This window comes from Buttiauxella brennerae ATCC 51605 (assembly GCF_001654925.1).
GTDB lineage: Bacteria > Pseudomonadota > Gammaproteobacteria > Enterobacterales > Enterobacteriaceae > Buttiauxella > Buttiauxella brennerae.
Map to the genome: position 1 here is coordinate 254,807 of NZ_LXER01000011.1, position 12,395 is coordinate 267,201.

General features: G+C 52.5%; 11 protein-coding genes. 6 read left to right on the forward strand and 5 right to left on the reverse strand.

What is annotated here, in order from left to right; all coding sequences use genetic code 11:
- Window positions 1-14: 14 nt before the first annotated feature.
- On the reverse strand, window positions 15-2,135 hold the full coding sequence (gene pqqU / locus M975_RS06460) for a TonB-dependent receptor PqqU (RefSeq protein ID WP_064558021.1): 2,121 nt from the start codon (window positions 2,133-2,135) through the stop codon (window positions 15-17).
- 282 nt (window positions 2,136-2,417) lie between these two features.
- Here pqqU and M975_RS06465 point away from each other — a divergent pair, with 282 nt between their 5' ends.
- From M975_RS06465 to M975_RS06475, 3 genes are all read left to right on the forward strand, one after another.
- Window positions 2,418-2,978 carry a fasciclin domain-containing protein gene (locus M975_RS06465; protein WP_064558022.1) on the forward strand — a complete coding sequence of 187 codons (561 nt, stop codon included), beginning with the start codon at window positions 2,418-2,420 and terminating at the stop codon, window positions 2,976-2,978.
- Window positions 2,979-3,043: 65 nt separating this feature from the next.
- A complete protein-coding gene (locus M975_RS06470; protein ID WP_064558023.1) occupies window positions 3,044-3,598 on the forward strand; it encodes an RNA polymerase sigma factor in 555 nt (184 codons plus the stop codon).
- The gene (locus tag M975_RS06475; RefSeq protein WP_064558024.1) at window positions 3,595-4,248 is read left to right on the forward strand and encodes an anti-sigma factor; all 654 of its coding nucleotides are present in this window, start codon (window positions 3,595-3,597) and stop codon (window positions 4,246-4,248) included. Before M975_RS06470 ends, M975_RS06475 begins: the two co-directional genes overlap by 4 nt.
- Window positions 4,249-4,317: 69 nt before the next feature.
- On the opposite strand, the gene ansP is transcribed toward M975_RS06475, so the two are convergent.
- The 3 genes from ansP to M975_RS06490 all read right to left on the reverse strand — a co-directional run bounded on the left by ansP (window position 4,318) and on the right by M975_RS06490 (window position 10,235).
- The gene (gene ansP, locus M975_RS06480) at window positions 4,318-5,793 is read right to left on the reverse strand and encodes an L-asparagine permease (protein WP_064558025.1); all 1,476 of its coding nucleotides are present in this window, start codon (window positions 5,791-5,793) and stop codon (window positions 4,318-4,320) included.
- Between the two features lie 151 nt (window positions 5,794-5,944).
- Complete coding sequence (locus M975_RS06485; protein ID WP_064558026.1) at window positions 5,945-9,040, reverse strand: beta-galactosidase; 3,096 nt, start codon at window positions 9,038-9,040, stop codon at window positions 5,945-5,947.
- Window positions 9,041-9,152: 112 nt separating this feature from the next.
- The gene (locus tag M975_RS06490) at window positions 9,153-10,235 is read right to left on the reverse strand and encodes a LacI family DNA-binding transcriptional regulator (protein WP_064558027.1); all 1,083 of its coding nucleotides are present in this window, start codon (window positions 10,233-10,235) and stop codon (window positions 9,153-9,155) included.
- A gap of 126 nt (window positions 10,236-10,361) precedes the next feature.
- Here M975_RS06490 and M975_RS06495 point away from each other — a divergent pair, with 126 nt between their 5' ends.
- On the forward strand, window positions 10,362-10,586 hold the full coding sequence (locus M975_RS06495) for a hypothetical protein (RefSeq protein ID WP_064558028.1): 225 nt from the start codon (window positions 10,362-10,364) through the stop codon (window positions 10,584-10,586).
- Window positions 10,587-10,652: 66 nt separating this feature from the next.
- Window positions 10,653-10,883 carry a tautomerase PptA gene (pptA, locus tag M975_RS06500; protein WP_064558029.1) on the forward strand — a complete coding sequence of 77 codons (231 nt, stop codon included), beginning with the start codon at window positions 10,653-10,655 and terminating at the stop codon, window positions 10,881-10,883.
- A gap of 44 nt (window positions 10,884-10,927) precedes the next feature.
- Here the strand turns inward: pptA and M975_RS06505 are convergent, their stop codons facing one another.
- Window positions 10,928-11,962: an AI-2E family transporter gene (locus tag M975_RS06505; protein ID WP_064558030.1), complete on the reverse strand. Its 1,035-nt coding sequence runs from the start codon at window positions 11,960-11,962 to the stop codon at window positions 10,928-10,930.
- 232 nt (window positions 11,963-12,194) lie between these two features.
- Between M975_RS06505 and M975_RS23625 the strand changes: the two genes are divergently transcribed.
- Window positions 12,195-12,299, forward strand: coding sequence for a protein YdgV (locus M975_RS23625; RefSeq protein WP_483413587.1), 105 nt, complete (start codon window positions 12,195-12,197; stop codon window positions 12,297-12,299).
- Window positions 12,300-12,395 lie beyond the last annotated feature (96 nt).

Here is a 12,395-nt window from a genome sequence, read left to right on the forward strand (position 1 = left end):
CCTGTCAGATGGACTTACAGGAAGGTGTAACTCAGATTCACGCCCACACCATAATTACGCCCTGGCGCAGGTTCATAGTAGCGACCATTACCTTCGTTGACGATAACGGAACCGACGTATTCGCGGTCGAACAGGTTATCGACGCGCCCCCAGATATCCAGTAACCAGCTTTCCTGGATCCGCAGTTTATAACCGCTATTGAGCGAGGCAACCGTATAAGCAGGCGCTTGTGCGGTGTTTTCATCGTTGGCCTGAATATCGCTCATGTAGCGAACGTCAGCGCCGCCATAGAAACCCTCTGGCGGCGCATATTCAAGCGACGCGTAGCCCATGTTGCGCGCGATTCCCGGAATGCGGTTACCCTCGCAATTATCAGCGCCACACGCATTACTGCGGTAGGTTGCGTCCAGATAAGTCCACGCCATTTTCACACGCCAGTCGTAACCCAACTGGCTATCAGCGGAAAGCTCAACGCCACGGCGGCGGGTTTCACCGGCATTTTTGTAGGTTGTGCGCCCGCCGCTGCTTTGGTCGGCAACAATCTCATCATCGGTATCGGTCTGGAAGAGTGCCGCACTGAGTAAGCTATTGCCAATACGTGTTTTGCTGCCGACTTCCACGGTATCGCTGGTGGAGGGTTTTAAACCGAAGTTCAGCCCTGACTGGCCATTATCACGATACGACAGTTCGTTGATGGTAGGCGTTTCAAAACCACGGCCTGCCGAGGTGTAAATATTCCAGGCATCAGTCACTGCGTATTTCAGTGCCGCAGCCGGAAGCCATTTGTGATAGCTGGCATCTCCGCTGTCATCGCCATTCTTACCGGTAATGTACTGATCGTTTGAGTCGAACCAGACCGAGCTGAATCGCACTCCGGCATCGAGGCTGAGTTTATCGGTGAGCTGCCAGGCAGTTTGCAGATACGGGTCCACGTTCCACATCAGGTTGCGTTCGTCACGGCGTAAATCGCCTTTTTCGCCTAGAACCGTGGTACCGTTTTCTACCACAAAGTTTTCATACCCTTTGCGTTTTTCCGACATGGTTTCGTAGTCAAGCCCGGTGGTAAAGGTGACCGGCACTGACAGAAGATCACCGCGGTGCGTCCAGCGAGAATCAATTCCCTGATAGTGACGCGAGAGCGAAATCACGCCGCCCGGATGCGTCGGGTTTAGCTGTGGGGCAACGGGAATGGATTGATACTGTGTGGTTTCACGCACACCTGCGTACATCATCACGCTCAAATCATCACTGGCGGTTAACTGCCGGTCGTAGCGCAACCCGGCCTGAGTCTGTTTCGTTGTTTTGCGGGTGTTGTACTGTTCGGCGCGGGGAGCCTGAGTCGGATCGTTGTGCCATTCCTGCTCGGTTAAACCGCCAGGATCATTGGCATCAATATCTACGCTGTTGAGCAGTAACGTTAACTTGCTCGCTTCGTTGAGTCTGACGCCCAGTTTGGCGTTGCCGATATTTTTTTGTGCGCTGCTGTGGTCACGATAACCGTGCGTGGTAAAACGTGAAGCGGAAACGGCGTAATCCACGTCGCCTGCCTGCGTGCCATCGCCCGTAGCGCCCGTGGCCTTAATGCTGTTGCGCCAGCTTCCAAAACTGCCGTAGTAGCTGCTCGCTTCGAAAGTGGGCGGCTGCGTACCGGTTGTCGTTGTCACGTTAATGACGCCGCCCGACGCATTGCCATACAACGCCGAAAAGGGGCCGCGTAACACTTCAATACTTTCTACGCTGTTAATATCGATATTCGAGGTTTGCCCCTGGCCGTCGGGCATCGTGGCGGGGATACCGTCCACGTACATGCGTATTCCGCGTACCCCGTAGGTTGAGCGCGAACCAAACCCGCGAACCGAAAGCTGTAAATCTTGCGCATAGTTCTGACGATTCTGGACTTGTAACCCAGGCACGCTGCTCAGGCTTTCTGAAAGATTAACGCGTGGTGCCGCCTGGCGCATATCGTCGCCATTGATAACACTGACCGCCGCCGGGGTATCCAGCTCGGAAACTGTGCCTTGCGTTGCGGTAACGACCATTGTCTCTTCAGCTGCAAGCGCGGGAAGGGCAAAGGACGAAAGGGCCGGGACTAATATCAATGGAAAGGAAATCTTTCCATGGTGCACAATTTTCATCAGACATCTTCACTGGTGGGAGCATTTTACGTTCCGGACGAACCATCTGGAACATTCAAGGTGGTATGTTAATACTTGTGACGAATGTTTGAAAAGTGTTAACGGCACATAACGTTAATGCAAGTTTTTATCGGATAAGGATTTAGCGAGTCTCAATGCGGCTGACAAGGGAGTTTTTCTGGCCTTAAAAATATTTTTATTTCCCTGCATCCAATTCGTTTCCTCGTTCGTATATCAGAGTGTGAGCCAACAACGTGCTCCTGACTCAATGAGGAAATAACCATGAACAAGATCCTTACTGCTGCTATCACGACCTCGTTACTGTTTAGCGCAGCCAGCATGGCTGCCATGATGTCAGATTCCGTCATGGTGGGTGGCGCGGCGATGTACCCTTCGAAAAATATCGTCGAGAATGCGCTCAACTCGAAAGACCACACCACGCTGGTTGCAGCCGTTAAAGCGGCGGGTCTGGTCGAGACACTGCAAGGCCCGGGGCCATTTACCGTGTTTGCACCGACCAACGCGGCATTTGCCAAACTGCCAGCCGGGACCGTTGAAAACCTGGTAAAACCAGAAAACAAAGCCACGCTGACCAGCATCCTGACCTACCACGTCGTGGCGGGTAAATACGATATGAAACAGCTCGAGAAAAAAATTAAAGAGGGTGGCGGCCATGCGGAACTGAAAACCGTGAACGGGCAACCGCTGTGGATAATGAGCAACGGCCCACACAACATCCAGCTTAAAGATGGCAAAGGTAATATCGCCAATATCAGCACATACGACGTAAACCAGAAAAATGGTGTGATCGATGTTATTGATACGGTCCTGATGCCTGAATAATTACTGTCTATACTCGGTGTGAGTGAGCGCGGCCTGCGTCTGCTCACACCTTAATCAGGGCAGATATGGATAATAAGCTGGTTCAACAACAGGTAGCGTTAGTGCAAGCCATTGCTGATGGTGACAGACGCGCATTTGAACAACTGTATCGGCAGACTTCCCCGGCACTTTTTCCCGTCGCGCTGCGCATGTTGCGCCGTTCGGCATGGGCTGAAGAAGTCCTTCACGACAGCTTCCTTGCGGTCTGGAATCGTGCCGCAACATATGACCCCGCATTCAGCTCCCCCATGACCTGGCTTACGCATATTGTGCGTAATCGTTGTATCGACTGGTTAAGAAGCGGCACAACGCGCAGCAGTGAGCTGGAAGAGGAACTGACCGAATATACGCCCGTCACGAGTTATCAAAATGATGAAAACCAGCATGATGATAAGCAAGTCGACAAACTGACACAGTGCCTGGCGCACCTGCCGCCGGAACAACGGCAAAGTGTGGTGCTGGCTTATTATCAGGGGATGTCGCACAGCGAAATTGCCACCTGGTTACATCAGCCGCTCGGCACAGTGAAAAGCTGGGTTCGTCGGGCACTGGACCACCTTAAGGACTGCGTAGGATTATGAAAAGCAGACAAGATATCGACAGCGCATTGAGCGCACAGTATGCCCTGGGCACGCTGCGCGGGAATGCGCGTCTGCATTTCGAAAAACGCCTTGCGCAGGAGCCAGAACTGGCGCAGCAACTTGGGCGCTGGCAAACGCTGCTGGCACCGTTTGAAAACACCACACAGCAACAGATTCCGCCAGAACGGGTATGGAAGAAAATTCAGCTCAGTTTGCCACCGCAAAAAACCGCTCCATTGTGGTACTGGAATTATCTCGGCTGGGCGTTAGCCGCCGGGCTTGCGGCTATTATTCTGGTGCCGTATTTCACCAGTCGTTCGCCAGAACTTGCACCGCTGGTGGTATTAAACAGCAGTGACGCGGCGAAAGAGCAATGGGTTGTTAATGCGGATCGTGAGCGTAAAACATTGCAGTTGGTTCCGGTTCAACCGCGAGAAATTGCCGCCAGCAACAGCTTAGAACTGTGGGCGATCCCCTCAGGTGCAAAACCGATTTCGCTGGGTTTAGTTAACGCCCATGAAGCCACGGAACTCACCGCTGCCAATGTGGCATTGTCCCCAGGCACAACGATTGCCATCAGTCTTGAGCCGCAGGGTGGCTCACCAACCGGACAACCAACAGGTCCGGTGATATTCAGCGGCACGCTGTAACACCCGCGCGGGAAAGCAAAAAGGCAGAAGATAATCTTCTGCCTTTTTCTTTAACACCTCACCACGTCATCACTCAACTTTCTGCGGCATATCATCGGGATGTGCATCAGGGTTATGAGCCAACTCATGCACCCGCTTACGCGCGCCAAACCAGCCAATGACCAGCAGCACAGCAATCAGTGGAATAGAGGCGATGGTGTAAGTGCCATTCGGGTAATCGAAGCCCATCAACACCAGCACGCTAAACAGGAACAACAGCGTCAGCCATGAGGTAAACGGCGCGCCAGGTAATTTAAAGCCCACATCAGGCGTTTTGCCTTGCTTGATTGCCTGACGCAGTTTCATCTGGCAAACCACGATAAACGCCCAGGAAGTGATAATACCGAGCGAAGCGACGTTAAGCACGATTTCAAACACTTGTGATGGGACGAGATAATTCAGCAGCACGCCAATCACATACACGCCAAGCGTCACCAGAATCCCTGCATACGGAACCTGTTGTTTGCTCATTTTCGACATGAACTTAGGTGCTGAACCACCCATCGACATCGAACGCAGAATACGCCCGGTGGAATAGAGGCCGGAGTTCAGGCTCGAGAGCGCGGCACTCAGTACCACCATATTCATAATATCGCCGATATAAGGCACGCCGAGCTTTGAGAAAAACGTCACAAACGGGCTTTGCCCTGCCTGATAAGCATTCCACGGCAGTAACAACACCAGCAACACAACGGAACCCACGTAGAACAGGCCGATACGCCAGATAACGCTGTTAATCGCCTTTGGTACCATGGTTTGCGGGTCTTTGCACTCGCCTGCGGCAGTCCCCACCAGTTCAATGGATGCAAACGCAAACACCACGCCCTGAACCAGCACCAGCGCGGGTAATAAGCCATGCGGGAATAAACCACCGTTATCAGTGATTAAATGGAAGCCTGTCGCATTGCCGTCCAGCATTTTACCGCTGCCGAGAAATATCGTCCCGACCACCAGGAAAGCGACAATGGCGAGGACTTTAATCAGCGCAAACCAAAACTCCATCTCCGCAAACCATTTCACGCCGATCATGTTCATGGTGCCGACAATCCCGAGCGCACACAGGGCAAATACCCATTGCGGTACATCACCGAAAGCACCCCAGTAATGCATATAAAGTGCCACCGCGGTGATGTCGACAATGCCGGTCATTGCCCAGTTAACGAAGTACATCCAGCCTGCAACGTATGAGGCTTTTTCCCCGAGGAACTCACGGGCATATGAAACGAAGCTGCCGCTCGACGGGCGATGAAGTACTAACTCACCCAACGCGCGTAGAATAAAGAAGGAAAAGATCCCGCAGACCAGGTACACCAGCGCTAAAGCTGGGCCAGCCATTTGCAGACGCGCACCTGCGCCAAGGAACAGGCCGGTACCAATCGCGCCGCCAATGGCGATCATCTGCACCTGGCGGTTGCCCATCGCTTTGTGGTAACCGTCATCATGTGAGTTAAGCCAGCGCCGTCTGGCCGCGTGTTTTTCCGCTTCTGTTTTTTGTGTTGCTTTCATGTGGACCCCTGTCTCCGTATTAAAAAGATCTCCGTTTTGGTGCCTGGCTTTTTTATAACTTCTGGGCCATGTCAAAACGGGCGCTAAATCCTATCCATAAATGGTTATGGACGCTAATGTCTTTTTAAATAAATGGAGCAGGGGCTCACTGTTAACGACGCTGCCAGCTAATCTCGTAATGATAATGCTGCCTATCAAGCAGGTATTCTGGGGAAACGCTCGGGCTCCAGGAATCATCACCACCCACGCCCATATGGAAACCATCCAGATTTAACCAGGTTCCTTCTTCGGCAACAAGCAGGTGGCGGTGCGAGGTTTCGCGCAATTGCTGCTGGCTGAAATGGCTGATATTGAAGTGGAAATTCCCGAGCCACTGGTTGTCGCCATATTCCAGATTTTGCGTATCACAACGCAGGCCGTTTTCCGTTGGGAAAACATAAGGGGTGTACAAGTCTTCAAGAGGGCGCTGCCAGCGGTCAAATAATGCAGATTGCTTGCGGTCGGGGTAGTTCTCATGCGGCCCGAGGCCAAGCCAGCTCACTTCAGGATAAACTTCCGCTAACTGGCAGGTCAGGCCAATGCGTGCAGGTGGCGGTGTGCCAAACGCGACGTCAACATCAACGCTGACGTGGAGTTCGCCCAGGCAATCAATTCGCCAGAGTTTACGGCTGATAAACAGTGTTTTGCCATGGTGATGCCAGCTATGAATGGTGCGTAGCTGCACTTCATTAGCAAGTGCTTCAGCTTCACAGCTCACGACCCGCGACTCCAGCTCATACATGCCAGCGGCTTTCCAGCGTTCCACCCAGGCATTGGGGTCGATGCGCGTCACTTCGCTGACGCCAATATCGTTATCTAACGGCGCACGGGTGAACTGATCTTGCAGCGGTGTGATGAGCGCAGGCTGCTGTGCTTTCCACCACTGGTTTAACAAACCCGTTTCGCGGTTGAACTGCCAGTGATGCAGGCCGAGGCGGATATCGAAATGGCAATTGCTGGTGGACAGTTCAGGCGCTTCACCATTAAATGGCAGTGGGGTTGCCGTGAGAATGCCTGGCAGTTGCCACTGATCCCATGCACAAACATGATCTGCCTCAGACCAGTCTGTGGCGTTGGTTTGCAAAACTTTTACCGTCAGCCACACGTCACCACTACCGCTAATTGTTGGGATTGAATCGAAGGTCATCGTCTGCTTACCTTCTGGCGCAATATCGAGCAGCATTTCACCTTCTGCGAGGGGTTCACCTGCTTGCGAAATCTGCCAGATCAGGCGTTCGTTGTTGCTGTGGCGGAACAGGTATTCGCTGGAAATCTCCAGGCGCAATGGCGTTTCGCGATGTAGCGCAAACTGGAAAAACTGCTGCGCTTGCTGGGCCTCAAACAATGCCGGATGCGGTGTACGGTCGGCAAAGACAAGGCCATTCATGCAGAACTGGCGATCGTTGGGCTTATCACCAAAATCCCCGCCGTAGGCAGAAAAGGGTTCGCCGTTTTCATCGTGTTTAATCAGTGATTGATCGACCCAGTCCCAGACAAAGCCGCCTTGCAGGCGGGGGTGCTGGCGGAATGCCTGCCAGTATTTATGGAAACCACCAAAACTGTTGCCCATGGCGTGGGCATATTCACACAGGATCAGCGGGCGCGTTTCCTCTGGCATGCCAATCCACTTTTTAATCGACCATTTTGGTACTGCCGGGAAGGGCTGGTCTTGATCGACGCGGGCGTACATCGGGCAAATAATGTCGGTGGCTGCCGTGTTTGCACCGCCGCCTTCATACTGCACAGGGCGCGTGGGATCGGCTGATTTTATCCAGCGATACAACGCGTCGTGATTGACGCCGTGGCCAGATTCGTTACCGAGCGACCAGATAATAATGGACGGATGGTTGATGTCGCGTTGCACCATGCGCGTCACGCGCTCGGTCATTGCGGGCAGCCAGGCGGGATCGTCACTCAGGCGATTCATCGGCACCATGCCGTGTGTTTCAATGTTCGCTTCATCCACCACGTAAAGGCCGTAACGGTCGCACAAGCGATACCACAACGGGTGGTTCGGATAATGCGAGCAGCGCACCGCATTAAAGTTGTGCTGCTTCATTAACAGAATGTCGCGGCGCATGGTTTCGACATCCATCACCTGGCCAAATTCCGGGTGATGTTCATGGCGGTTGGTGCCGCGAATAAGCAACGGTTTGCCGTTGAGTTTCAACAATCCCTGGTGGATTTCGACTCTGCGAAAGCCCACGTCATAGGCTTCGGCTTCGATTGTCGCGCCACCGCTATCTTGCAAAATAACCACGGCGCGGTAGAGGTCAGGGATTTCCGCACTCCACAGCAGCGGGTTTGCAACAGGGAGCCGGATTGTGGTTCGGTCGCTATAGGCGCCACGTTCATCAATAATCTCGCTCCCGAGTGGCTGTTGCCGCTCGCCAACGCACTGCTCACCGCGCCACAGTTGCACTGTTACCTGCAATGGACTGCCGGTATCGCCTTTGACGACGACCTGCGTTTCCAGAATCGCATGGCTAAAATCTTCGTTTAAATGGCTGGCAATACGCACATCACTGAGCTGCGTGGCCGGTTTATGCAGCAGTGTGACGTCACGGAAAATACCGCTCATGCGCCACATATCCTGGTCTTCAAGATAACTACCGTCACACCAGCGCAGCACCATCACCGCGAGGCGGTTTTGCCCCGCATGCAGGACTTTGCTGAGATCAAACTCAGAGGGCAGGCGGCTGTCCTGGCCGTAGCCAATCCAGTGGCCGTTACACCAGAGGTGAAAAGCAGAATTCACGCCATCAAAAATAATGCGTGTCTGGCCATTATCAAGCCAGGATTGTTCAACATTAAATGTGAGCGAGTAACAACCTGTTGGGTTGTTTGCCGGCACAAACGGCGGAGTGACGGGAATGGGATAGGTGACATTGGTATAAATCGGCGCATCGAAGCCATGCATTTGCCAGTTTGATGGCACAGGCAAAGGCTGCGCGTCGGCTAAATCAGTTTCAAGCCAGCTTTCGGGCACGCTTTCAGGCTGAGTGAAATAGTTAAACTGCCATTCACCATTCAGAATTTTCAGGCTGTCCGATGCGCTATCGTCACGGGCGGCGAGAGCGTCACGCCAGCTGGAAAACGGTGGGTGCGCCGGTAAACGGTTCAATTGCGTTACCGCTGGGTTTTCCCAGTCACGTCGCCCGAGAATCGCGGCGAGTGACGCCGCGACTGAACCCGATTGAATTGTCATATTGGTTGTTCCTTTGCATTTTTGCGATGCGCTCACAATTTTAAATAATATGATTTTTGTTCGCCGCAATGTAAAGCATCAAAACAGGTTCAGGTGAGGGGATTCACAGAAATTATTTCAGGCGCGCAACCTGGCGGGCGAGAACAGCCAGTGCATCCGCCAGTGCCTGTGGCGACGCGGTATAAAAACCGGGTGCCGCCGTCGTTTTACGCTCCACCAGTGTCACCGGTAAAACGCGTGCATTGACGGGCCGAATAGCGGTATGAATCAGGGCTGTCAGGGTGTCGACGCTGATTTCACCCAGCGCTTTAAAATCCTGCTTGATGGTGGTGAGCGGCGGGATAAAACAGGCGCTGTCTTCGGTGTCGTCATAACCAATCACTGAAACTTGCCCCGGCACAGCCAGGCCCGATTCATTGAGTGCGCGCAGTGCGCCTAACGCCATCTGATCGTTGGCGACCAGCAGGGCGGTGAACGTCACGCCGGAACTCACAAGGGAGAGTGTCTGGAGATAACCTGATAGTGAACTCCAGTCGCCTTGCAACTGCGCAATGGCCGTCAGCTGATGCTGCACCAGTGCTTGTTGCCAGCCCTCAAGGCGCAAACGCGCTGAAACGGAATTGAGCGGCCCACTGAGTAACGCGATGTGCTGGTGGCCTTGCATAACGAGATGATCCACCGCCAAATGCGTGCCTGTTGTGGCATCGAAGGTGATGCTGTGGGTATCAAGTTGCGGTGAGACATCAAGAAACAACGCAGGCACATTGCCACACATCTCAGTGATCGCGGCGGCCTGCTCATCTTCGAGTGGAATATTCACAATCAACCCGTCGACCCGCTGCGAGAGCAGGCTGTTGACCGCATTTTTACAGGCGTTCATGTCGGGCTGCTCAATCATTGATATCACCACGTTGAAGTGGAGCTTGCTGGCCTGAATTTTAATGGCTGCGGCGATTTGTGACGGCGCATGAAGCGACAGATTACTGGTCACCAGCCCAATGGTGTGGCTAAGTTTCCCGGCCAGCTGTTGGGCGACACGGTTAGGAACATAATTAAGCGCCAACATTGCCGCTTCCACTTTACGGCGTGTTTTATCAGAAACATGCTCCGCCTGATTGATGACCCGCGAAACGGTCTGATAAGAGACATTGGCGTGTTTTGCCACGTCATAGAGTGTCATCGACTTGGGTTTCATGAACCTTCCTTCTGGCGCTTAATTTCCGGTGAATAGTCTACAGGCCCCTTCGAGCGAGAGCATTATCGATCATTTACCGTGAAAAAAACGCTTTATAGTCAATACATCTGATTTAAAGGAGTTGAGATGATGACATTTGAGCGACAGGCCTATTTCGAGCGTATCGGTTTTCACGGACCCGCCTCGCCGACGCTTTCGCTCAGTAACCGCCAGTTTAACGACGGGGAGCGGCAAGACATTAACGATGAATCGGCACTGTATCAGCTGCTGCAAGAACGGTTTGGTTTGCGTTTTGACCACCCACAATACGGTATCAGCTTTGCGGAGTTTGCCGCTATTTGCCCGAAATAATTTTCAGTTGCCAGAACCGGCTAACTTAACGTAAGAATAGAATTCGATATTCAAAGGAGATTTGTTGTGCCGCATATCACCGTAAAACACTTCCCGCGTGAACTGACTGACGAGCAGAAAGAGGCGCTAGCCGCCGATATCTGTGACGTACTCAAAAAGCATTTCAATTCAACGGATGAATCACTTTCCGTAGCCTTAACCCCAATCCAGAAAGATCGCTGGAAAGAGGATGTTTACGATAAAGAGATTGCCCCGGCATTAGATACGCTGGCTAAAAAACCGGGCTACACCTTGTAATCTCACACCAGAGCCGTACGCTTGCGCGCAACGGCTCTGGTTCATTAGCTTTTTGTCACGTCACTGAGCAACACGGCAATACGTTTACCGCCATCGCTTTGTTCAAGGGCTATTTTTACCGCGATAGTCAGTGGTACCGACAGTAGCATCCCCACCGGGCCGAGTAGCCAGCCCCAGAAGATCAACGACAAAAACACCACCAGCGTCGATAACCCCAGCCCGCGGCCCATCATGCGCGGCTCAATAATATTGCCAAACACCAGGTTTATCGCCAGATACCCCGCCACGACCAGCAATGCTTCGTACAAACCACTGAAGACCAGCACTTGCGCGACGGGAGGAATGGCCGCCAGAACGGAACCAATGTTGGGAATGTAGTTAAGCGAGAAGGCGAGCAATGCCCAGACAAAGGCGAAACGCACGTCAAGCATCGCCAGCATTACCCAGACCACAAGGCCTGTTACCAGACTGATGGCGGTTTTCAGCACCAGATATTGGCTCACGCTATCGAGCGCACGCTGGATAGCCACCATTCCTTCCGCCGGGCGGGACAGTAACTGCTGGAGCTTTACCGGTAATTGCGGCACTTCAAGCAACATAAACACCACGGTCAGCAGCAACAAGAAGATGGATGTCATGGCGTTGGAAAGCTGGGTGATAAGACCTGTAACCAGTGCCACGGCGGAATTGGGGTCAATGTATTTCACCAGTTCATCAACCGACACCGAGATGCCGACACGTTGTAGCCAGGGTTCCAGCGTTTGCATCGGAGAAATTAAAGACGAACGGTAATGTGGCAACGTGCGCGTCAGGTCATTCATCGTGGTCCCCAGATAGGCGAGAAGCACGACCACCACGAAAATAATCACTGAAATGACCAGGGTAATCGCCAGCACCCGTGGAACGCGAATGCCTTCAAGACGACGGATCATGGGGTTGAGGATAATGGCAATAAACAGCGCCAGAATAAATGGCACAATCATATCCGCTGCCACTTTTATACCCACCAGAATGATGACTAACATACCCATCATAATGACTGCTTTTAACGCACTGAATGTAATAATGGGTTTTGCCATTATTGATGGTCTCCGTCAGAATAATCTGTTCCTTAATGTTTATATAATACGGGTGTGAAAAGGAGGGGTATACCGTTATTTTTACGTCGCCGAGCGTAAAGAATTGAAAAGGGAAGGCGGTTAATACCTGAAATATGGTACAAATTTAGCGTGTTTGACTACTGAGGACAATTTACTATCCGCAACTGATGAGAAGCAACACCGCGGATACGTTGTGAAAACTATGGACATTATGCTTACGAACAAGCTGTTCAAAATGTTAGTTACCCATCAAGCTCCATCTTTCTCTTCTGCATTTTCACTTTCCGGTGAACAACACTGGCGCAACGCGCTGTAGATTCGCTCTCCTGTATTTCCCCTCATACTTCGCGCCCCAGTTGCGTGGCTACTCTCACTCGTCCCAATCGCATAGTTCACTGTGCTCAGGGGGACT

Coding starts and splice junctions, on each gene's coding strand:
- pqqU (WP_064558021.1), bottom strand. CDS start 2,135: ATGAAAATTGTGCACCATGGAAAGATTTCCTTTCCATTGATATTAGTC.
- M975_RS06465 (WP_064558022.1), top strand. CDS start 2,418: ATGAACAAGATCCTTACTGCTGCTATCACGACCTCGTTACTGTTTAGC.
- M975_RS06470 (WP_064558023.1), top strand. CDS start 3,044: ATGGATAATAAGCTGGTTCAACAACAGGTAGCGTTAGTGCAAGCCATT.
- M975_RS06475 (WP_064558024.1), top strand. CDS start 3,595: ATGAAAAGCAGACAAGATATCGACAGCGCATTGAGCGCACAGTATGCC.
- ansP (WP_064558025.1), bottom strand. CDS start 5,793: ATGAAAGCAACACAAAAAACAGAAGCGGAAAAACACGCGGCCAGACGG.
- M975_RS06485 (WP_064558026.1), bottom strand. CDS start 9,040: ATGACAATTCAATCGGGTTCAGTCGCGGCGTCACTCGCCGCGATTCTC.
- M975_RS06490 (WP_064558027.1), bottom strand. CDS start 10,235: ATGAAACCCAAGTCGATGACACTCTATGACGTGGCAAAACACGCCAAT.
- M975_RS06495 (WP_064558028.1), top strand. CDS start 10,362: ATGATGACATTTGAGCGACAGGCCTATTTCGAGCGTATCGGTTTTCAC.
- M975_RS06505 (WP_064558030.1), bottom strand. CDS start 11,962: ATGGCAAAACCCATTATTACATTCAGTGCGTTAAAAGCAGTCATTATG.
- M975_RS23625 (WP_483413587.1), top strand. CDS start 12,195: ATGCTTACGAACAAGCTGTTCAAAATGTTAGTTACCCATCAAGCTCCA.